Here is a 22590-nt window from a genome sequence, read left to right as displayed (position 1 = left end):
CCTTTTCACAAATCAATCTTGTTTTTCACTGAGATATGCCAAATCGTTCCAGAAAAGAAGTTTTAAATAATGATGATGGATGTTAATTGAGAGCAAGTAACTTATTTCCCCCCAGTATTCTTTTATCTTTCTCTGTTACTTTATAGGCCATATCCGTTTTGACTTCAGGATTGATGCGTTCAATGAGTACCATTTCCAACAATTGTTTTAACGTGTCATGAAAATAGTTTTGTTTACTGATTTTGTATTCCAAAATTATTGACATTCACCAAAATATGCGAAATCCATACTTCAAATAAGATTAAAACTTTCTCATTTTTAAATTATTTATAATATCAACTCAATATATTAATGCATGACAAACTGTATCATGGTTCAAGGAACATCATCAAATGCCGGAAAAAGTATGCTTGTAGCAGCATTATGTAGAATTTATAAAAACAGAGGATATAAAGTAGCACCTTTCAAGTCCCAAAATATGTCTTTAAACTCATACACCACAAAAGAAAATGGAGAAATAGGCATAGCACAAATGCTACAAGCGGAAGCGGCAATGATTGAACCAAGTATACATATGAATCCGGTTTTATTAAAACCAAAAGGAGATTTCACTTCAAATGTAATAATTCAGGGAAAATCCGTTGGAGATATGAACTTTTATGACTACCAGCATAAATACCATGACACGGCACTTAATGCAATAAAAGAAAGTTTTAAGATTTTATCAGACGAATATGACATTATAATCATTGAAGGTGCCGGTTCTCCTGCTGAAATTAATATGCGAGATCAAGATATAGCCAATATGGAAATAGCCCACCTCGCTGATGCAAATGTAATATTGATAGCAGATATTGAAATGGGAGGGGTTTTTGCAGCCATTGCCGGAACTTATGTATTGCTTGATGATTATGACAGGTCCCGCCTAAAAGCAACCGTAATCAATAAGTTCAGAGGAAACCTCGATATCCTAAAACCTGGCCTTGATAGAATTGAAGAGATAACTGGCGAACCCGTTTTAGGAGTATTGCCCTATGACGAAACTTTAAAATTGCCAGAAGAGGATTCGGCATCCCTAACAACCCATGAATTTGCAGAGAATCGGGAAATTACCATTGGAGTAATAAGGCTTCCGAAAATAGCTAATTTCACAGACATCGACCCGTTTGAGTATGAAGATGATGTTTCCCTTAAAATGATTGGCATTAATGATGATATTGGAGATGTTGACGCTATTTTAATTCCAGGTACTCGTAATTCAACAGAGGATATGCATGCACTTCGTGAAAGCGGCCTTGCAGATAGAATAATTGAAAAATCAGCTGAAATTCCCATTATCGGAATTTGCGGCGGCCTGCAAATATTGGGTAATGTAATTAATGATGAAGATAAACGTGAGTCCAGTCATGGGACAATAAATGGATTAAGTCTCCTAGATATTGAATCAAGCTTTTCAAGAGCTGGAAAAATCGTTACACAGTCAATTGCAACAATACCTCAAGACATCAACGGACTTGCAGGTGAAATATTTAAAAACATTGTAGGCGAAGAGGTAAGGGGCTATGAAATCCATGAAGGAACCAGCAAACTTTTAAATTCCACACCACTTTTAAATATTGAAAAAGGTCAGGGAAATAATGATAACGGAAAAATCGATGGGGCATCTAACGACAATGTCTTTGCAACATATTTCCATGGAATATTCCACAATTACAATTTCAGAAGAGAGTTTTTAAATTATATCCGGGTTAAAAAAGGTCTTGAAGCCAAATATGGTGAAGATCCATATGAAACGCAAAAGGACTATTCCCTAAATAGATTGGCCGAAATTGTTGAAGAAAATTTAGATATGGACATTATTGATAACTTAGTATTTGCAAAAAAAGAGTAAAATCCGGAATTTGATACATTATTATTAAATTTAAACCGCATTATTTAAAAACATTAACAAACATAATAATAACTATCAAAAATTGGAGATTAAAACTATGATTTTAAAAATTAATGCAACTAACAAAAATAGTGGCGAAGTTATTTCATACGAATTAGAAGGCGACTCAAATGCAGGTTTCTTTTATGAAGGAACACACATGCAAGAAGTAAAAGATAACAAAATCAGAGAAGTTAACAATAATCTAATTTTACACGGTTCACCTATTTACTCCATTAAATCTGGTCAAACCGAAACTCTTGAAGCAATGACTTTTACTATTGAAGTTACCGCGGAATAATCCTGCTTTGCTTTTTTTATATTAATTTTTGTTGAGTATCAATAAAGCTAGGCTCAGAAATCTCCTTTACAAAATCACTATCTTTAACCTCCCCAATTAAAAGTGGAGAATTTGGATTATGCAACTTCTGATTCTTTTTAACCAGTTTCATGTTGCTGTTTGCATAAAAGTATAGAAATTATCTACCTCAAATTCAAATCTTGTTCCATATAATACGAACAAACAATGCCTAAAAGTATAAGAGTTATCCATTACTTTTTGGAATTTATTTATATATCGAACAAATAGTTAGATAGGATTGGATGATTACTCATCCGCACCCTCTCGAGAACCGTACGTGTATCTTTCGATACATACGGCTCAAATAGACCTTTATCTGAAAATATTTGCAGTCGATAGTCTTCTTTTGTAAAAGTAATCATATTTGCTTTTGTCCAAAGGCGAATAGTTATGTTTAATCATTGTATGCCTTTCAATATTAGTCCATGACATTTTATTCAACTGTTTACCTGTATTTGAGTCAGTTAAAATCCATTTATCTTGATGTTCATCATCTTTCTCAGGTCTGGGGAAATATTTATTAACTATCCAACCAGAACTTTTATTAGGATGAAGATGATTTAGGAATTTCCAATTTTTCTTCCAAATATAATTGTCAAGATTTGAAAATGCTTTAGAAGAAGCCATAGGTTTCCAAAATTCTGCAATGCCATCAAGCACTGGGTTTAACTTATCAATGAGATATTCCACATTCTGTCCCTTAGCATATTCGAAGATATCTTTAATTTTGGCTTTAGCCTTTTTAACAGAGTCTTTTGATGGTTTAATAATGCATTTATTATCTCTTTCGATTTTAACATTAAAACCTAGGAAATCAAATCCTTTAAAGATGGTTGTGAAACAAGTTTTGTCTTCAGAGAGGATTAAACCTCTCCTATCCAAATATTCTTTAAGAATGTTAGGTATTGCTTCTATATCTTCCTTATTTCTTGCAAATATAAGAAAATCATCGGCATACCTCACAACCCGATATTTTCCACGAGTAATAAAAGTCATATAACCTTTACTGCTATGGTATTCATAATATGAAATATTTAAACAGTTTTCTAATCCATGTAAGGCAATATTTGCTAGCAATGGCGATAACAACCCTCCTTGTGGAGTTCCTTGATTGGTGGAGAAAAATTCTCCATTTTCCACATATCCAGCTTTAAGAAACTTTTCAACCAATCCGACATACGGAAATCCTTTTAATTGTTCCATGATGAATTCATGGCTTAATGTATCGAAGCATGCCTTGAAATCGCCCTCGAATACATAATTGAATCTGCGATAATGTATGTCATGGAAAATTCTTTCCATTGCATCATGAACTCGTCTTGCAGGCCTAAAACCATAACTTATAGGTTCAAAACGAGCTTCCCATTGCGGCTCCAAGACTAAACGAAGTAATTCCTGATAAACTCTGTCAATAATGGTAGGAATACCAAGAGAACGAGTTTTACCATTACTTTTCGGAATTTGAGTCCTATACACAGGCTTGGGGTTATGTTTGTTTATATTTCTATTTATTATCTTAATAAACAATTTTCCTCGTTCAGCATCGCTTAATGCAAGATATCTATCCACACCAGGAGTTCTTTTACCTTTATTTGTCTGTGTAACCCTTTTAATTGCTACTTTTAATGCGGCAGGGCTACGAACTAACATTCGCTGTAAATCTCTAACTTTTCGACTATCACCTTCACTTTCGGCACGAAATATCCTAAATCTTTGTTTATTTACATACTTATAGGTCTTCTTCCAATCAGTATCAGACCATAGCGTAGCGTATGATGTTGTGGACTCTAAAACAATGTTGTTTTGAGCATAACTCAACTTTATCACCATCCTTTTAACAAACAAACATTAATAGTTTTATTTACACGTTGTCTACTCTTTGAAAGTTAGCCATGTTTCCATGCCTACCACAAAAGGGCAGGTATCCGTTCACAGTTAATAATTTCCCTGTTTTCCTGCTATCTTTCGATAATTAACGGCTTTCGCTTTTTTCAAAATCCTCTACCACCTGAAGAATTCCACTTCATTCGCAATCCGCTTACCTAAAAAAAAAGAGTCTTCTTTTAGGACTTCAAATGGCTTACCGGGTTAATCTCCCATCAGATACGAATAAGGTAAGGTCCGAACTTTACACCGGCAATTCTACGGGTTGTGCGTTATAAGCATAAGTAAAGTACTTATTTCCTAATTGCAATCGATAGTAGCACTCTTTATAGTGCTTTGTATCCTACCTATCGTCATTTGTCACGATGCTTGCATTCGTTCACTTTAATTAACCATTCTTATTCTTCCTCTAGCCCTGACAACACTGGATACTAGTGTTTCATTAGACATTTTGCTCATGCAACTTCTTAGGCTCGTTACCAAGCTAAGAATTTCACAGGAGGAAATCCCAACACAACAGGGATTAAAACAACTTCATACAAGAAGTGTCTCACTGATACAAGAGTAGGGAAAAAGGAGACCCTATCCCGTCGCACTTACTTATCAAATGCTCTTACAAAAAGGGATATAATTATAATTAACATATATAAAACCAATCATATAATTTTTAAATTAAACCAAGGAGGACATGTATGCCAGAATTCAAACTTATTGAAAAGTTATTATACAAAAGTGAACAGAACGATATAGAAGCTGAATTCATAATTGGTAACGAAACATTATGGTCAAGTCAAAAAGTCATAGCAGAAATATTTGGAACAACTTCCGCCAATATTTCAATGCATTTCTCAAATATCATTCAGGAAGGTGAGCTAAATGAAAAAGAAGTAAGCATATCTTCTAAAGACCTTTTTAAAGATAATTCTGATTTTATTAAGAAATCCTTAAAAAAATCAAATAATCGAGGTAGGCCCCAAAAATGGTATAATCTTGATGCAATCATATCAATAGGATATAGAATCAACAGTAAAGAAGCAACCCAGTTTCGTCGTTGGGCCAATAAAATTTTAAAGGAATATATGGTAAAAGGATTTGTCATAGATAAAGAACTTCTGAAAAAAGGTGGAAGATTTACAGAAGACTATTTTGATGAATTATTAGAAACAATTCGTGAGATAAGGGCTTCAGAGAGAAGATTCAATCAAAAAATCACTGACATTTATGCAACAAGTTTTGATTATGACAAAAATGCAGATATCACAAAAGAATTCTTTGCTACAGTGCAGAACAAACTGATATATGCAATAAGCAACCATACTGCTGCTGAAATCATAGAAACACGAAGCGATATTGAAAAAACGCATATGGGATTGACAACTTGGAAAAAAGCACCAAATGGAAAAATACTCCAAAGTGATGTAGTCATATCAAAAAATTATCTAAATCAGAAGGAATTATCTAGATTAAACAGTTTAGTAGAAGGTTTTTTAAATTTAGCTGAATCACGTGCAGAAGATAGAATCCCAATGGGCATGAAGGATTGGAAGGAACTGCTGGATGATTACCTTAAACTTCGAAGGCTGCCAATCCTAGTTGACAAAGGTAAAATCTCTGCCGAAGAAGCCAGAGAACATGTTCTTGAAAAATATGAAAAATTCCGAGTTGTACAAGATAAGAACTTCATTTCTGACTTTGATCAAATGATTTTAGATATAAAACGACTAGAGGGAAAATAAATAATGCATATTTAATTGAGCATGTTTAAAAAAAGAGCATTTAAAGTAGTTTTTGTTGAGTATCTATATAACTTGGCTCCCTAACTTCTTTCACAATATCACTATCCTTAATATTGCCAATCAAAAGTGGAGAGCATGAGTTATGTAGCTTATAGTTCTTCTGAGCCCGTTTTGGATTTACGGTTGCATAACAATACTTGCATCCATGAAGGCAGGTATTGTATGCTCCAATATCCCTCCCAAATATACAATCACATTCACGGATCCTATATTTTCCTTTAGGGATTTTTAAATTTTTACCAATAGCTTTCTCAATCACATTTTGAGTCATACATCCACTTGAATCAAAACCAAATTTATCTAGAAGAGTTCCTTCAACACAAGTTTTCATCTTAATATTGCAGTCATTCGCAACTTTTGAAAATTCACTGCCAATAATTAATCTCTCTTCAGTTGCAACATCCACCGCATCTGGAAAATTTCTTAAAACCTTCCGATACAAATCAATGAAACTGATTGTGCAGTCAGTAGTGTAACCTCTAAGTTCATGTGCAATTTTAGTGAACATTTCAATATGAAAATCTAAATCATATTTTTCTGAAATAAAAATAGGATCATATCTCCAAGACACATTATTAATTCCCAAATAGTCCGATAACCTTTTAAAAGATTTAATAACATTTTTAAAATTAGGGACATTAACTTCAACGTCTTTATCATAAGGATTAATAGTTACAAACCAGAACTGATTGAAATCATCAAGATTATCCAAATCATTAAGCATAGGTTTTGGATTTTTACTGCAAAAGCATAAGCAGTCAATTATTTTAGGATCCAGCGGATATTTATAAATGTCATCATTATAAGGATTGCGGGTGCAAACAAATCCTTCACTAATCCTGTTATAAAACCATTTACTAAAAAAAGCGGGAATATCGGTTCTGGAACCTGTGTTAATTATCATGAAAAAAATAAAAATTTAAGAGATTTATAAATCTCTTCCGAAAATGTGTACAGCTGCAGTACCGCCAGTACCTCCAATGTTGTGAGTCATACCGATTTCCGCACCATCCACCTGACGTTTACCGGCTTCTCCCCTAAGTTGCCATATGACTTCGGCAGCTTGAGCAATGCCTGTGGCGCCTAATGGGTGTCCACGTGCCTTAAGACCGCCTGATGTGTTGATAGGGAAATCACCATCAATTTCAGTCTGTCCTTCTTCAATAGCCACTCCACCTTTACCTTTTTCGGCAAATCCTAAATCTTCTACAGCCAAAAGCCCATTGATTGAGAAACAGTCATGTACTTCAGTCAAGTCAATGTCTTTTTGAGTAACCCCTGCCATTTCATAAGCCTTTCTGGATGCAACTTTAGTAGATTCAATGGTAGTTAAATCTTTTCTGTCATGTAAAGTTAAGGTTCCAGAAGCTTGTGCGGAAGCTTTTACATAAATTGGAGTATCACTATATTTTTTAGCATCTTCAGCAGGAACCATTACAATTGCTGCTGCTCCGTCACTTACAGGAGAACAGTCCAAGAGTGTTAATGGATCTGCAACCATTGTTGAGTTAATCACTTTATCAACACTTACTTCAAAGGGGAATTGTGCATTTGGATTTTTAGATGCATTTTTATGGTTCACTACAGAAAATTGTGCCAGCTGTTCACGAGTGGTTCCGTATTCGTACATATGTCTTTTTGCAATCATTGCATATAATGATGGGAAAGTAGCACCTTGCTGTGCTTCCCATTCCTGATCAGATGCGGTGGCAATAGCCGGAGTAGCATCAACGACATCTGTCATTTTTTCCACACCTGCAGAAATTACCACATCATGGAATCCTGATGCAACAGCCATAATACCTTGTCTTAATGCAAGACCTCCTGATGCACAGGCAGCTTCAACTCTTGTTGTTGGAACTGGATTAAGACCAACATGATCAGAGATAAGAGCAGCAATGTGTTCCTGTTGTACAAAAAGTCCAGATGACATGTTACCAACAAACATTGCTTCAATGTCTGCACCATCTATTTCAGCATCTACTAACGCTTTTACACCTGCTTCAGCAATTAAATCTCTAAATGATGAATCCCATAATTCACCGAATTTTGTTTGTGAAACTCCTATAATCGCAACATCTCTCATATTTAAGCCCCCTTACATTTTAATTTTACCTTTGAATTTAGCATATACAGCATAATCAACATAGGTTTTTTTACTGATGATATCTTCTGTTTTTGGAGCTAATTCTCTTCTTTCAACAATTTCATCTTTGACAGTTATTGTAAAACCATCACTTCCAGCACCGGATCCATATGAAATGACAAATATGTTATCTCCAGGTTCAGCCACGTCTAAAATATTAGATAAAGCTAATGGTACAGCACCAGAATAAGTATTTCCAATATTAGGAGTTAATAATCCTTGTTTAATTTGTTCTGAACCGAATCCTAATTTTTTACCCGCCCTCAAGTAAAATTTACCGTTAGGTTGGTGGAAACATGCATAATCATAATCTTCAGGTTTTGAGTCAGTTTCATCAAATAACATTTTTGCTGCACTTAAAACATGTTTAAAGTAAGCAGGTTCTCCTGTAAAACGTCCACCGTGAGATGGATAATCTTGACCTTCCCTTCTGTAAAAATCAGGAGTATCTGTTGTATAACTACAGGTATGATTAATATCAGCAATTGTGTCTTTTTCACCGACAATATAAGCGGCTCCACCAGCAGATGCGGTGTATTCCAAAGCATCACCCGGAGCCCCTTGTGAAGTATCTGCTCCAATAGCTAATGCATAGTCAACCATACCGGATTTAACTAATCCCATTGACATTTGAATGCCTGCAGTTCCAGCTTTACAAGCAAATTCTAAATCAGCGGCAGTCAATTTTGGAGTCGCACAAACTGCTTCAGCAACAATGGAAGCAGTTGGTTTTACCGCATATGGATGTGATTCGGAACCAACATAAACAGCCCCGATTTTTGACGGATCAATTTGAGCTCTTGCAAGTGCATATCTTGCAGCAGTTACTGCAATAGTTGCAGTGTCTTCATCAGGAGAAGGAACAGATTTTTCATTAACAATTAAACCATTTGATAAAGCTATAGGGTCATCCCCCCATACTTTAGCAATTTCTTCTACCTTTATTCTATATGATGGCACATGTGCCCCATATCCTACTATTCCTACCATTAAATCACCTTAATTATAATCTTAAAAATTAATTTAATTATAAATATTATATTCCTATTATTATATAAAAGTAACTAAAAAATAAGTATTAATTAAACAATGTAAGAACTTTAAAAAAAAATCATAATCCAAATGCAGTTGCCGGGATTCGAACCCGGGTTGTAGGCTTGGAAGGCCCAAGTAATAACCAGACTATACCACAACTGCATATAAAAATGCGGCGTCCGGGATTTGAACCCGGGTCTCTAACGTGGCAGGCTAGAGTCTTAACCAGGCTGGACTAACACCGCATGAAAACTAACAACAAATAAACTTATGTTTTAATGATATATAAAGGTTTCGTTATAATCTAAAAAAATAAAGAAATTAGATTTTTATTGCAGTAATGCAAATCCAATCATTTTCTTCATTTACAAATGCTTTGAAATCCTTAAACCCTGTCCTTTCAAGAGATTCCCTTAAAACGTCTTCGGAATATATCTTCATGTCAAGCAATTCTACCAAATCATCATATTTTTCCATTTCGCCTTCCCTATAGACCGCTTCATTACAGAAAAATACTAAACCTCCTTTCTTCAAAACTCTATTAACTTCCTTTAAATCATTGATAACATCCGGCCAGAAGTATATAGTCTCAAAACCAGTTACAATATCAAAGGTTTCATCATAAAATGGCATGTCAGAAACTGATTCTTTTAACACGTTGACAATTCCATTGTCAATAGCTTCCTTATTCAATGCAATGGATTTTTCAACGCTTACTTCGGAGTAATCAATTCCAACAACTCTGCCTTCGCCAGACACCAGTGCGGCAAATCTTTCAAGATTTCTTCCACCTCCGCATCCAATGTCCAAGATTTTTGAATCTTCCTTAACATCAAAATGAGTTACTCCCCATTGCGCCATTGATTCATGGGATTTATTCATCCTATCAAGTATTTGATGACCCAATTCGCCAACAGGGTTTCTGGCATTTTTAATTAATTCCTTATTTTCAACATGACGTCCAGTATTCACATTATTATCATTATCATTCATAATATCACTGTTTCATTCCTTTACGGGTTTTGATTGCTTGGCCGGTTTCGAATTGTTCTATTTCGCATGCTCCAAGTAGTGCTTTTCCATAAGCAAGTAATTTATCCTCCTCATTGACAATTAAAACTTCATCTTTAGAGCGGATATTCTCATCACATTCAACTACAAATTTGCAGAATACGCTTTTTCCGTCAAGTGCAAATGGTTCCGCGTCTTTATTTACAACTACCCTATTTTTCGGATAAGGAATACCATTGTGAAGTCTTTTTGCACCTTCTTTTGATAAAATCAAATAAGAATCAGATGCCCTCATATTTACAATTAACACTTTTCCATCATAGATATGTCGGATTTTGCCTGTTTTTTTGCTTTTTTCTATGTTGATATTGCCTGTAAATAGCACATCACCTGCTCCAACACCAAATTGATAATCTGCAATAGCTTTAATCTTTTTAACATCATCTTTTTTATATCTTATCTCATCTGAGGAAGTGCATTTATTATACAGGCCTATTTCCAAGTCCTTAATGATTCTTGAATGTATTAAAACCTGATCATAATATTCAACAAATTCATTTATAAAATCTTCAATAAATTCAATACTGTCTACATCACGAGTTTTAGGAGCATCATTTTGGCTTAAGGGATATACCTCATCAATTTCAAGAGGTACCAATCCAAATGGAATATCCAAAACCATGAAATCAGAATCATCTAAATCCAAATCCTGTTCAGATCCATAGATATAGAACTCCCCAAGTTTTCCTGAGATGAATTTAGAATAAGGCTTTCTTGTTGGAGGCAATATTACCAAATCACGTTTTTTAGGCATTTGACGTAACTTTTGCATATGCCTCAAGACTTCAGGTCTGCAGAGAGATTCCGGACCGGTGTAGAAAAATGCTGATTTCTTGCTTCTCGGTTCGTATTTTTCCAAATCCCCAGTATAGTTTCCAAGCTGCCTTTGAGCTTCAAGAAGTGCAGGATGAGCTCTGCATCTCTCTTCAACAAGTTCCATTAAGTTTCCATCATAAATTGCCTGTCTGATTAATCTAATTTCTGCAAATGAAACATGCAAATTATGCTGCGCTATTAAATCCCGTCTTTTATCCTTGGGCATTGCCCTTAAATCATCTGGAGTGTATTTAGTACATACTTCACAAGAACAGGGCATTTCCTGTAAGTTTTCCAATTTGAATGTTCCCCTGTTTGTCAATAATCTATCATCCTCTGCATATAATATATAAGCTGCCGAATCAAACAAATCGCAGCCCATAGCCACACATAATGCAAAAATCATCGGGTGCCCCGCTCCCATTAAATGACGAGGAACAGTGTCGGATAGCTCCTTCATGGAATTCATTACAACATCTACAAGATCTTTGTAGTGATATGATTCCATCAAAGGCACTACAGCCCCAATCGGATATAAATCTGCATTTAATGCTGACAGTTCTTTTGCACATTCACGTCTTAAATCCAGAAAGGTCGATCCTTGAACAACAGAGTTTAAAAGTATTTCAATATTATTCTCTTTTTTAAACTCAACCGCTTCACGAGCCCTTTCAAGAGTGATTTCCATATCCCTTTCTGCTTTTTCCCTTTCCACAAATGGAGCGGTTGGAATATCTAAACTTGTTCCAATGTCAGTTTTAATTAATTCTTGAAATTCAATGACTTCCCTATTCGTTATTTCAACATCCCCATAAACAGATAATTGAAACGAACCCGAATCAGTCATTATTGGACCGTCAAAATTAATCAATCTATGAAGACCTTCCTCAATTGCCTTCTGTTTTAATTCATGGTCTTTATAAATTAAATACGCATTAGTAATTACGATATCCGCACCATATTTACCAACATCAAGTGCTTGTTTTCGAGGATGAATAACAGGCATTAATGCAGGAGTTTTTACATCACCATGTTTGGTTTTTAAAACACCTACACGGCCTTTTCCATCTTTTGCTTTAATCTCAAACATTTATTCAACCATATTCTATTTGTTAAAATAAGATTTAAATTAGAAATTATATAAATCTTGCTCATAAAAGACTTAAAAAATGTAAATCCTTTATAAAAAAATAGCTAATCTGCAAAATTTAATTTAAGGAGAATCCCCATGATTCTGCAATTTAGTTTTTTTCTTTGTTTTATTAATTTTCAGTATTTTTTTGTTAATTTATTCAGTTTTTTCTTAAAAAAATCTTTATTCAATGCTTGGAAGAAATAATATTTTTTAAAATTTCCATTCCCTTACTTTTTCTTGAATATTCCAAAAATTATAATAATGCCCTTTTTTATCCATTAAATCATTGTGAGTTCCTTTTTCAAAAATTTCTCCTTTTTTTAAAAATATTATTTGATCTGCAGAACTTATGGTATGGAGTCTATGAGCTATCATTATAACAGTTTTTGATTTAATCATCTTTTCAATAGCTTTTTGAATTAAATACTCATTTTCAGCATCTAATGAAGAAGTAGGTTCATCCAATATTATTATTGGAGAATCCTTTAAAATTGCTCGAGCAATAGAAATTCTTTGTTTTTCACCTTCACTTAATTTAGAACCATTCTCCCCAACGATTGTATCATAACCATTAGGCAATTTTTCTATAAACTCATGACACATTGCATCTTTAGATGCTTTAATAATCTCTTCATCGGTTGCATTTTTTTTAGCCATTTTAATATTATCTTTAAGAGATGCATCAAAAAGAAAAACATCTTGAAAAACAATTGAAATTATATCTGATAATTGTTTTAAAGGCATTTCCCTTATATCATAACCTCCAATAACTATTGAACCTTCCTGAACATCCCAAAATCTTAAAATTAAATTTATCATAGTTGTTTTTCCAGAACCTGAAGGTCCAACTAGTGCAGTTAAAGTCTTTTCGTTGCATTTAAAACTAATATTATTTAAAACTTTTTCGTTTTCATAAGCAAAAGTAACCTCAGAAATTATAATATCATAATTATTCAATTTTACTTCATTTTTATTTTCTGAAATGATTTTTTCATCCATTAAATTATTAATACATTTAACTCCATATCCGACATGATTTTTAAGATGAATATATCCAAAAAGACAATCAGTCATAGCCGATGATATACTGGGTGTTGCAATAAAGAAAAATATTATTTTAAAAAGACTTATTGATTTAGTTATATACAAATAGATTCCGATTGGAAATAAAATTATTACACTAATACTTGCAAAAAATAGGACAAAAATGTTTGGAATCATTGTAGCTTTAACATTTTCAATATTTTTGTCCCTAAAATCTTTTGTAGCTAAATGAAACTTTTTAAACTGTTTTGAATTTAAATTATAAATTTTTATTATATTTATTCCCCTAATAAACTCCACAATCGCAGAATTATATTTAATCAAAGATTTTTCCCTATTTTTAACAACAATCTTAGAAACCTTATCGGAATGTTTAAATGACAAATAAGATAATGGAAAAACCATAGACGAACAAATAGCAATCCTCCAATCCAATATGAAAAAAATCATGCTGAGTAAAACAACAGTAATTATTGAAGAAACCATAAATGGGGCAGTGTATGTAACAAAATATTCAACCTTAGATACATATTCACTTATTATTGTGTTTATCTCACCTAATGTACTAATATTAAAAAATCCCAAATGTAATTCTGTTAATTTTTTACCAATATCTAAACGTAAGTCATAGGAAATATCCAACCCCAAATTCATAAAATATAAATAAATATGGTGCTCTAAACTATTAAATACAATATAAGTTCCGGCTAAAAAGACTGTGAAATAAATTAAATTGGATATACTTATACTGCTTTTAAAAAATTCCAGTATAAACAAAAATATTATGAAAAGAGGAACAATACTAATAAAACTATGCAATAACAAAAATAACAAAGATTTTTTAACTTTATATTTGTTCTTTCCAAAAAGAGAATAAAGATCCCTAATCATTATCTCACCTTCCAATTATCAGCTGAACTATGAATACTCCATAATTTTTTATAAATCCCATCTAAATGAATTAACTGATTATGATTGCCTTCTTCAACAAGCTCCCCCTCATTAAGAACAAAGATATGATCTACATTTCGTATTGTAGACAATTTATGCGCAATTATTATTACTGTCTTATTTTTTGTGAGTTTATTTAACGCCTTTTGTATCAAATATTCATTTTCAGCATCTACAAATCCGGTAAATTCATCTAAAATTATTAAAGGAGCATCTTTTAAAATTGCCCTAGCAATAGCAATTCTTTGTTTTTCACCACTACTTAATTTAGAACCATCTTCTCCAACAACTGTGTCATAGCCATTAGGAAGATTTTTTATAAAATCATGACAGTATGTTTCTTTAGAAACTTGTATAATCTCTTCCAAACTAGCATTAGGATTTCCAATTTTAATATTTTCAAAAATTGTGTCATTAAACAAAAAATTATCTTGAAAAACAATTGAAATAAATGACAATAATTCTTCTAATGAGACTTCTTTTATATCAATACCATTAATTTTTATTTTACCATTATAATCATCCCAAAATCTAAGAATAAGCCTAATAATTGTGGTTTTGCCTGATCCCGAAGGTCCAACTAATGCATATTTTCTACCTCCTTCAAATAAAAGATTTAAATTTTTTAAAGCATTGATTTCACCATCATAAGAAAAGGAAATATCCTGAAACTCTATGCATCTAATATCTTCCAATGCAATTGTTCCACAATCTTTAACTGGTTTAAGAGATAACACTTGATTAATCCTATTTAAAGACTCCCGTTCCTCCATATTATGCCTAATAAACTCATATATTCTCATGAACTGATTACCAAAAATTGGTCCCATTATCATGAAAAATATAAATGATTCTAGAATCAACGTTCCATCAATATAAAAATAAACCCCAAATGGAATAATGAATAACAAAGTAGAACCGATAAATGCCTGATATAAAGTAAAAGATAATGCTCTTTGAGTTGACCATATTCTCATACTATTTTTCCATTTTAAAATAGCTCCCTTATACTTATCAAATGAGTCTTTTGACCTATTAAAAACTTTAATAACTTTTATACCCATCACATATTCCAAAATTGTTGAATTCATATGTGATTGTGTTTTTAAATGATTATTAATCATATCATTTAAAGAGTTAAGTTGAGAAATTATTGGTATAAAAGCTAAAACAATTGGACATAAACAAACTAATGCCATTTTCCAATCAATATAAAATAAAAACAATGCTGTGAAAAAAGGAACAAAAATTGTACTAATCATTTCAGGAAGATGATGGGCTAAAAAAAGTTCCAAGATTTCCGAATTTTCATTTAAAACCGTTTCAAAATCCCCAGTGCGTTTTTCTTTAAAATTACTAAGAGGTAATGAAATTAAATGATTAGCTAAATCAAGCCGAACCTCATAAATAATTTCATAAGCTGCCCTATGGGAAACATTATAAGCAAACATCATTATAAAAAATTCCAAAACATAAACCAATGGTATGGCTATTAAAATAGCTGTAAGATATTTAAAATCTATTGAATTTTGGAAAAAAACCAATATTATTAAATAAATTATGAAAAAGGGAATAATTGAAATCCCGGAAGACAACACATGTAAAAATGATGCAAATATTAGTTTATTTCTACGTTTATTCGCAAGTTTTAATAAATCTCTAAACATTATCATCACCAATTAATTCATTTATATTCAACAAAGGAGGACTAATGCCGGATTTAATACTTATATCTGCAATAATCGAAGGTTTTATATCATAATTTTCAAAAGCGCTTAATTTCTCAAATGCTTCACGTGTCTCTAAATTAAACAATATTTCACCATCATCCATCAAAATAACTTTTTTACAATATTCGCCAACAACTCTCATATCATGAGTTATTATTAGAATAGTTTTGCCATTATCGTTTAATTCTTTTAAAATATTCATAAATGATTTTATATTATTCCAATCCTGACCTGTTGTAGGTTCATCAATTATTAAAATTTCAGGATTATTAGAAATTGCCGTGGCTGTTGCTACTCTTTGTCTTTCGCCCCTACTTAAAGTTAACGGATGATTATCCTTCAATCTCTTAAGATTCATATTCTCCATTATCTTATTCATATCAATATCATTTTCAAGCCCGTATTTTATCTCTTCAGTCACAGTATTACAAAATAGTTGATGTTCGGGATTTTGAAATAAAAATCCGACTTTTTTCCTGATTTTTTTAATGTCGCCATTAGTTTCTCCAAAAACATTTACAACCCCCTTATTTTTTTTTAGAATGCCCATTATAATCAAAGCTAAAGTTGTTTTACCCGAACCATTTTTTCCAATTAAAGCTATGAAATCACCTTTTTTAATTTCAAGATCAATATTCTTTAAAATAACATGATTATCTCTTTTAAAAGACAAATTTTCAATTTTTATGGTATTTTCAACATTAGAATTATTGACTAAATTTAAGTATTTAATAGAAAATTCCTTATTTATTATTTTCTCATCCAATAGCCTTGCCATATTTTCTATATCCATTAACATGCCATCTAATTTTAGTTTTAAACCCATTTGAACTTGTTGTGGAAGTCTTAAACCTAATGATTCAATCATGGGAGATTTTAAAATATTTTCAGTTTCTCCAAACATCTCAATTTTGCCGTCATCCAATAAAATTAATTTATCGGCTAATTTATAAGACCCATCCAAGTTATGATCAACTAATATAATCGTCATCCCATCATTTTTAAGCTTTTTTAATGTTTTAAATACTGTTTCTTTTCCTTTTGCATCCAATTCAGAAGTAGGTTCATCTAAAACTAATATTTTTGGACGTACAGTCAATACTGAAGCAATAGCGACCTTTTGTTTTTCACCACCCGATAAATTAAACGGATATTCATCTTTTAAATGGCGAATCCCAATTGTATCCAATGCAAAATCAACGGATTTTTTAATTTCATCAATAGGATATGCTAAATTTTCACAAATAAAAGCTAATTCATCTTCAACAGAAATATTAAAAAGTTGAATTTCTGGATTTTGAAAAACTATCCCTAATTGATTAGTTATTTCAGATATTCCATGCTCATCAGTGTTTAAATTATTTATCATAACCGATCCAGTTTTTTCCCCTTTAATTTCATGAGGAATAATACCTGTTAAACAATGAAGCAATGTTGATTTTCCACTTCCAGATTTACCAATAACGCCTATAAATTCACCTTTTCCAATCTTTATATTAATGTCTTTAAGAGCAAAATCATTACAACCAAAATACTTAAAAGACAAATTTTCAACATCGATTATAGGTTCCATTATCACCAACCTCCCCAATATAACATTATTGAAAAAATAAAAATAGAAATTGAAAATAGTGAAAAAACAAAATCTAATTTCTTAAAGCTAATGTTTTTCATTGATGTTCTCTTTTCACTATACCCAAAAGATTTTACATCCAATGTTAAGGCCATTTGCTTAGCCGTTCTAAGTGATGTGATTATAATTGATTCTAAAAGTAACAATAAGTCACGTAAGTTTATTTTATCTTTCCTAATTTTTTGTGCGTTTCTTGTAATTGAAATATTTTGAATAGTCAATGGTAAAAAACGTATTGCCATTGTAAACAACAAAATCATCCATTCCGGAAATCTAAATTTCCTCAACATCATTATAATTTCACTAGGATGTGTTGTAAATGGAAGAATGAGTGGGGGAATAAATATTGCAACCATCCTCATTGAAAAAATAATACCATAGTTTATTCCTTCAACAGTAACCGGCAAATAGCCAATAAATGGAATATTGCACGGCATTAAATTAAAAATAACTGTTTTAGTTCCACTATAACCTGGTTTATCAGTGAAAAAAACTGCTTGAGTGATTATTCCAATTACCACTATAACAAAAATCATTAGAAAAAATGGCTTGAAATTTTTAATGGGAATATCTGATAATTTCCATATTATTAATGAAATAACTATTAACAAAAATAAAAAAGGCATTGAATATGTTATAACAGAAGCACCTAAAATACAAAACGAAAATAAAAGCTTCGAACGAGGATCCAGTCTGTGTACAAACGAATTAGATTTAACATATTCAATAATAAGAACAACTCCTTTTCATATTACATTTTTTATTCTATTACTCATTTTATAACCAATCAAAGTTCCAATTGGAAAAGTGAATAAATGAGGCAGTATAAAAGAAAATATTGCTAAGTAAAAAGGAATATTCATACCATACACGCAAGTCATAATAAAAACATAAACCGATCTTGAAACTAATGCAAATAATATTATCCCTAATAAATCCATCTTTAAATTAGAACCATAATCTTTAGTAATTTGTAGGAAATACTCTAAAATTAAAACCCCTACTAAAGTATTAAGTGCAGAAAGTGTTCCTCCATACATACTTGCTGAAGTAAAATCAATTAATGTATATGCTACCCCCAATGCTAAAATCGTGTATTTCTTATTAATAATAATTGCAGCAATTGTTAAGATTATTCCCCAAACTATTCCATGAAACACAATACCTATAATAGGCCCTGCAAACCAAACACATTCCCCAATAAGCAACATTACTAAAAAAGTAGAAATTAAAGCTATTTCTTTATTACTAAAATAAAACTTATTTTTATTATTTTGTTCATAATTTTTAGTTTTCATAATGTTTCCCCAAATATTTATTAATTATCCAAAAATTTATTAAAATTAAAAGTTCAATGCATTATATTAATTTAATTATTTTAAAAAAAAAATTACCTCTCTAAAATCAAGTTAAACAACCTTATTACTGAATATTCTGTCCAAATTTTATTATCATATCTAACAGGAGGAATATAACCTAAATAAGATGATTTCCAACTACCATCATCTAATTGATTTTTCAGCAAAAACTCCAATCCTTTTTTTATAACATCATCAAAAATGTTCATACCCAACAAAATTAAAATATATAAAACAAAAGATGTTTCTTCCACACAACTATTTGAATCTGATTCATCCCCCCAAGACCCATTTTTATTCTGATTTTTAACTAAAAAAGCCATAATTTCTTTAAAATTCTTTTCGTTAAAACCCCGTTTAATTAACACTTCAATAGCCAAAGATAAAGAGTAATATCCAAAAAACCAATCGTTCAATGAAAATTTATTAAAAACTTTATTCGACAAATATTTTTCTGCTTTTTTTGATTCATCTAAATCATTCATTGAAATAAAAGTTTTAAGAGTTCTAGATGTGACACTCAATGTCGTGATTTCCCCACCAGGAACATATCCATCATAATCAACTGGAAAAGTAGCAATTCCCCCATCATCCACTTGCCTTAATTTCAACCATTTAATAGCATTATACCTCGCAGCAAAAATGTCATTGGAATTATTATATAAATCAAGAGCCAAACAACAAAGAGCAGTATCATCAGAATCAACTGGTGAGTAATCAGGTATCCAACCCCATGCCCCATTAGTTTTTTGAGAATTTAAAATCCATTTTTTAGAATTAACATATTTGTTAATATCTAAACCCCCATTTTTTAAGGTTATTAAACTTAAAGCTGTGTCATGTATAGGTAATCCCTCAGATATAGACACACCCCCATCATCATTTTGCATATTCAAAATCCAATTTAAAGAATTAATTTTACAATCAAAATTAAAATTTGTCATGGCTAATAATATCAAAGCAGTAATATGAGTATAACCAAACCAACACCCATTAAAAGCCTGAAATTTAAAAATATTATCAAAAGCATTTTTGACAAAAGCCAATTCACAATCATCACTTGAATTTAAAGTTTTTAAAAGGCTTACTGCTGTTGATGTGAATCTTTCAATGAAAACCATTGGTTCATCTAATTTAAACTCCGTTTCATTAAATAAAATAGGATTTGACATCATGCATAATTTAGGAATTTTAACATCATCCCAATTAATCAACCCCACATAAGCTAAATAACATAATGTTTGAGGAGATACATCATAATTTAAAAAATATTTGAGTAAATAATCTAAATTCGATTCATAATAATTATTTAACTTAAAGGTTGCTAAACTACACAAAGTAGAGTTTTTTTCACTAGGACCTCCCTTTATATCACCCCAACCACCATCATCATTCTGATTTTCTAAAAGCCAATTAATAGCTTTTTTTGATTCTTTTTTCCGCCCATATTCCTGAAAAACAATAGAAGCTATTGCAGTGGCAAAACTACAAGATTTAAAACCATAATTCCAATATTTATTCTCTTTTTGTTGGGAAATTAAATATTCCAACCCATTATTTAAAGAATTTTCAACTTTTTTATGCATGAATAATCATCCTCCTACCAAAAAGGACATGTAAAATAATATTTCACCCATGAAAAAAGAATAAACAATCCAAAAGCCACTAATTTTAGTGAATTTTCTAGGATTAGAATACACCATCAATGAACTCCAAAAAATTGAAATAAATGCAATAATCGCTAAAGGTAAAAAATAATTTAATGTAAACCCTGACAGTATTAATGTCATGATAAAAGAAATTATAATAAATAAAAGACAAATCCTTGCAGATTTCTTTATCCCAAATTCAATAGGTAATGTATTGAAACCTAATTTTTTATCAACATCCATATCAGCAAAAGTCCCTATAATATTATCAGACATATGAATCAAAATAGATATTAACATTATGTAAAAAATCATGAATGTAGTATTTTTTGCGATTGTTGAACCTATTAGTAAACATAATGAAACACAAATACCAAAGCAAATATTACCATATATTCCTTTTCTTTTAAGCTTGCTATAAATAAATGAAAAAAATATTATAAACAAAGTGACTATCGTACAATAAATATTAAACCCCAATGAACATATAATTCCCAAAGCATAAAATAAAGAACCATATACCAAAGCTGTTTTTTTTGTTATATTGCCAGATGGAATAGGCCATTCAGGATGATAAACCTTATCAAAATCTGCATCATAAAAATCATTGAATGTTTGACCCCCAGACCATATTAAAATGGGTATAAGTATGCTAAATATTATTCCAAACAAATCAACTTTTGATGAAGATAAAACATATCCACAAATACCAACTGCTGCGGGAATTACAAATAAATGTGGGCGTGGAATTGAAATAAGATTCTTTAATTTAATAACTATACTGCCCATTAAATCACCTAAATTGAAAACAATATTGTTTTAACACGTTTACCAAAAGAAGTTCCAATCAAACCACCTATTGTGAATGAAATAGTTGGAACGATGACCATGAATGCAAGTAATGAATTAGGTAAAACCATCCCATAAAAAATCATACTAATTCCTAAAAAAACAATTCTACTTACTATACCATAAATTGCCGTGCCTATAATATTTGTTTTTAAACTTTCACCATATGAATCTGAAGTTAACAAAATAACTTCTAAAATTATAGCACAAATAATATATGAAAATGCTGTTAAACTTCCAACAAATGCTCCAGCTATAATAAATTCTGCTAAAGTCCTAACAAAGCCTAATGTTACCATAGTATATTTTTTACCAACAACAATAGCAGCCACTATTAAAATCACTCCTTCAACTACACCATAAATAACATTACCTACCATTGGACCTAATGTCCAAATGAAATTATCTGCTAACAACAAAACAAAAAAAGCAGCAAGCAAAGTTATTTCTTTGTTACTAAAATAAAATTTATTTCTATTTAAATCATTATTCATATCCTTCCACCATTTAATAAACATTTATTAAAATACTTGCAATATCAAAGAAAAAAAACTGAATTATTTTCTAAATACTAACAAGATTTTTATCAAAACCATTTAATTATTATTAATAATTAAAAAAGTATTAATTAATTAATATAGTTTTAACTAATATTATTACTATAATTTAAGTACTATTTAAATATTTTCATGCCAAAAATAGATACTTTAAAAAAAATTTAGTTATTTTAAAATATATGCACAAGATATGTTCAATATATTAGTTTTTTTATTGAATTTTTTAATAATTTATGAATGTAGAAAGCGTAATATATGTAATAAAAAGGAGATTAAACGAAGGAAACTATAGCCAAAACACAAAACTCCAAAATAAAGAAACAAAACTCAAAGAGGTGTTATATAATATTTAAAGAGCAATACAACTATTTTAAAGTAAGTTTCTACAAGGTTAAAAAAAATATTTTTTCTAACTTCCTAAAAAATATGACAACCTTCATTTAAAAATCATGATTGTATTAAACTATCCTTATTTTAAATCCATCTATCTTTAATGAAGTTAATTAAATAAAATGAATAAAAAGCCACTAATTTATCAAAAAATTAATATAATACAAATAAATAATAATTATTATTAAATTAAGTAATACAATGAAAAACATTATATACTAAAATATACAATTGTATTAATAACAATTAATTTTT

17 protein-coding genes and 2 tRNA genes are annotated in these 22590 nt (G+C 30.9%); 3 read left to right on the top strand and 16 right to left on the bottom strand.

From position 1 onward, the window contains the following. Positions 1-355: 355 nt before the first annotated feature. Positions 356-1891, top strand: a complete 1536-nt coding sequence (cobQ, locus tag Q9969_RS01170; protein ID WP_305553540.1) for a cobyric acid synthase CobQ — start codon at positions 356-358, stop codon at positions 1889-1891. A 97-nt stretch (positions 1892-1988) separates the two neighbouring features. Next, complete coding sequence (locus Q9969_RS01165; RefSeq protein WP_305553537.1) at positions 1989-2231, top strand: hypothetical protein; 243 nt, start codon at positions 1989-1991, stop codon at positions 2229-2231. A gap of 372 nt (positions 2232-2603) precedes the next feature. On the opposite strand, the gene ltrA is transcribed toward Q9969_RS01165, so the two are convergent. Then, the gene (gene ltrA, locus Q9969_RS01160) at positions 2604-4109 is read right to left on the bottom strand and encodes a group II intron reverse transcriptase/maturase (protein WP_305553534.1); all 1506 of its coding nucleotides are present in this window, start codon (positions 4107-4109) and stop codon (positions 2604-2606) included. A gap of 758 nt (positions 4110-4867) precedes the next feature. On the opposite strand from ltrA, the gene rhuM reads away from it, so the two are divergent. Continuing rightward, entirely contained in the window at positions 4868-5911 is a 1044-nt protein-coding gene (gene rhuM, locus Q9969_RS01155) for a RhuM family protein (RefSeq protein WP_305513275.1), read from the top strand. Between the two features lie 40 nt (positions 5912-5951). On the opposite strand, the gene Q9969_RS01150 is transcribed toward rhuM, so the two are convergent. From Q9969_RS01150 to Q9969_RS01080, 15 genes are all read right to left on the bottom strand, one after another. Beyond that, on the bottom strand, positions 5952-6875 hold the full coding sequence (locus Q9969_RS01150) for a DUF1848 domain-containing protein (RefSeq protein ID WP_305553530.1): 924 nt from the start codon (positions 6873-6875) through the stop codon (positions 5952-5954). Between the two features lie 24 nt (positions 6876-6899). Next, the gene (locus tag Q9969_RS01145) at positions 6900-8057 is read right to left on the bottom strand and encodes a thiolase domain-containing protein (protein ID WP_305553527.1); all 1158 of its coding nucleotides are present in this window, start codon (positions 8055-8057) and stop codon (positions 6900-6902) included. A 12-nt stretch (positions 8058-8069) separates the two neighbouring features. After that, complete coding sequence (locus Q9969_RS01140) at positions 8070-9107, bottom strand: hydroxymethylglutaryl-CoA synthase (protein ID WP_305513269.1); 1038 nt, start codon at positions 9105-9107, stop codon at positions 8070-8072. Positions 9108-9240: 133 nt separating this feature from the next. Beyond that, positions 9241-9314: transfer RNA gene (locus tag Q9969_RS01135), tRNA-Gly, on the bottom strand. A 9-nt stretch (positions 9315-9323) separates the two neighbouring features. Further along, positions 9324-9397 (bottom strand) — tRNA-Gly (locus Q9969_RS01130). A gap of 76 nt (positions 9398-9473) precedes the next feature. Next, positions 9474-10145, bottom strand: coding sequence for a class I SAM-dependent methyltransferase (locus Q9969_RS01125; protein ID WP_305553523.1), 672 nt, complete (start codon positions 10143-10145; stop codon positions 9474-9476). A gap of 4 nt (positions 10146-10149) precedes the next feature. Continuing rightward, on the bottom strand, positions 10150-12129 hold the full coding sequence (gene tgtA, locus Q9969_RS01120) for a tRNA guanosine(15) transglycosylase TgtA (protein ID WP_305553520.1): 1980 nt from the start codon (positions 12127-12129) through the stop codon (positions 10150-10152). 255 nt (positions 12130-12384) lie between these two features. Beyond that, positions 12385-14109 (bottom strand): ABC transporter ATP-binding protein, encoded by a 1725-nt coding sequence (locus Q9969_RS01115; protein WP_305553516.1) that lies wholly within the window; start codon positions 14107-14109, stop codon positions 12385-12387. Beyond that, positions 14109-15836: an ABC transporter ATP-binding protein gene (locus tag Q9969_RS01110; protein WP_305553513.1), complete on the bottom strand. Its 1728-nt coding sequence runs from the start codon at positions 15834-15836 to the stop codon at positions 14109-14111. The genes Q9969_RS01115 and Q9969_RS01110 overlap by 1 nt, the downstream gene beginning before the upstream one ends. Next, complete coding sequence (locus Q9969_RS01105) at positions 15829-17472, bottom strand: energy-coupling factor transporter ATPase (RefSeq protein WP_305553510.1); 1644 nt, start codon at positions 17470-17472, stop codon at positions 15829-15831. The genes Q9969_RS01110 and Q9969_RS01105 overlap by 8 nt, the downstream gene beginning before the upstream one ends. A 2-nt stretch (positions 17473-17474) precedes the next feature. Beyond that, the gene (locus Q9969_RS01100; RefSeq protein WP_305554126.1) at positions 17475-18260 is read right to left on the bottom strand and encodes an energy-coupling factor transporter transmembrane component T; all 786 of its coding nucleotides are present in this window, start codon (positions 18258-18260) and stop codon (positions 17475-17477) included. Between the two features lie 18 nt (positions 18261-18278). Then, a complete protein-coding gene (locus Q9969_RS01095; protein WP_305553507.1) occupies positions 18279-18830 on the bottom strand; it encodes a hypothetical protein in 552 nt (183 codons plus the stop codon). A 92-nt stretch (positions 18831-18922) separates the two neighbouring features. Continuing rightward, the gene (locus Q9969_RS01090; RefSeq protein ID WP_305553504.1) at positions 18923-20476 is read right to left on the bottom strand and encodes a prenyltransferase/squalene oxidase repeat-containing protein; all 1554 of its coding nucleotides are present in this window, start codon (positions 20474-20476) and stop codon (positions 18923-18925) included. Between the two features lie 6 nt (positions 20477-20482). Beyond that, the gene (locus Q9969_RS01085; RefSeq protein WP_305553502.1) at positions 20483-21328 is read right to left on the bottom strand and encodes a UbiA family prenyltransferase; all 846 of its coding nucleotides are present in this window, start codon (positions 21326-21328) and stop codon (positions 20483-20485) included. Between the two features lie 8 nt (positions 21329-21336). Further along, the gene (locus tag Q9969_RS01080) at positions 21337-21882 is read right to left on the bottom strand and encodes a hypothetical protein (protein WP_305553500.1); all 546 of its coding nucleotides are present in this window, start codon (positions 21880-21882) and stop codon (positions 21337-21339) included. Positions 21883-22590: the final 708 nt, after the last annotated feature.

It is taken from the genome of Methanobrevibacter sp. V74, from assembly GCF_963082495.1.
Lineage (GTDB): Archaea > Methanobacteriota > Methanobacteria > Methanobacteriales > Methanobacteriaceae > Methanocatella.
This window is presented reverse-complemented; position numbering and strand designations above follow the sequence as displayed.

What these genes read in the sequence shown, in the direction of transcription:
- cobQ (WP_305553540.1), top strand. Translation starts at nt 356, where the DNA reads ATGACAAACTGTATCATGGTTCAAGGAACATCATCAAATGCCGGAAAA.
- Q9969_RS01165 (WP_305553537.1), top strand. Translation starts at nt 1,989, where the DNA reads ATGATTTTAAAAATTAATGCAACTAACAAAAATAGTGGCGAAGTTATT.
- rhuM (WP_305513275.1), top strand. Translation starts at nt 4,868, where the DNA reads ATGCCAGAATTCAAACTTATTGAAAAGTTATTATACAAAAGTGAACAG.
- Q9969_RS01150 (WP_305553530.1), bottom strand. Translation starts at nt 6,875, where the DNA reads ATGATAATTAACACAGGTTCCAGAACCGATATTCCCGCTTTTTTTAGT.
- Q9969_RS01145 (WP_305553527.1), bottom strand. Translation starts at nt 8,057, where the DNA reads ATGAGAGATGTTGCGATTATAGGAGTTTCACAAACAAAATTCGGTGAA.
- Q9969_RS01140 (WP_305513269.1), bottom strand. Translation starts at nt 9,107, where the DNA reads ATGGTAGGAATAGTAGGATATGGGGCACATGTGCCATCATATAGAATA.
- Q9969_RS01125 (WP_305553523.1), bottom strand. Translation starts at nt 10,145, where the DNA reads ATGAATGATAATGATAATAATGTGAATACTGGACGTCATGTTGAAAAT.
- tgtA (WP_305553520.1), bottom strand. Translation starts at nt 12,129, where the DNA reads ATGTTTGAGATTAAAGCAAAAGATGGAAAAGGCCGTGTAGGTGTTTTA.
- Q9969_RS01115 (WP_305553516.1), bottom strand. Translation starts at nt 14,109, where the DNA reads ATGATTAGGGATCTTTATTCTCTTTTTGGAAAGAACAAATATAAAGTT.
- Q9969_RS01110 (WP_305553513.1), bottom strand. Translation starts at nt 15,836, where the DNA reads ATGTTTAGAGATTTATTAAAACTTGCGAATAAACGTAGAAATAAACTA.
- Q9969_RS01105 (WP_305553510.1), bottom strand. Translation starts at nt 17,472, where the DNA reads ATGGAACCTATAATCGATGTTGAAAATTTGTCTTTTAAGTATTTTGGT.
- Q9969_RS01095 (WP_305553507.1), bottom strand. Translation starts at nt 18,830, where the DNA reads ATGAAAACTAAAAATTATGAACAAAATAATAAAAATAAGTTTTATTTT.
- Q9969_RS01090 (WP_305553504.1), bottom strand. Translation starts at nt 20,476, where the DNA reads ATGCATAAAAAAGTTGAAAATTCTTTAAATAATGGGTTGGAATATTTA.
- Q9969_RS01085 (WP_305553502.1), bottom strand. Translation starts at nt 21,328, where the DNA reads ATGGGCAGTATAGTTATTAAATTAAAGAATCTTATTTCAATTCCACGC.
- Q9969_RS01080 (WP_305553500.1), bottom strand. Translation starts at nt 21,882, where the DNA reads ATGAATAATGATTTAAATAGAAATAAATTTTATTTTAGTAACAAAGAA.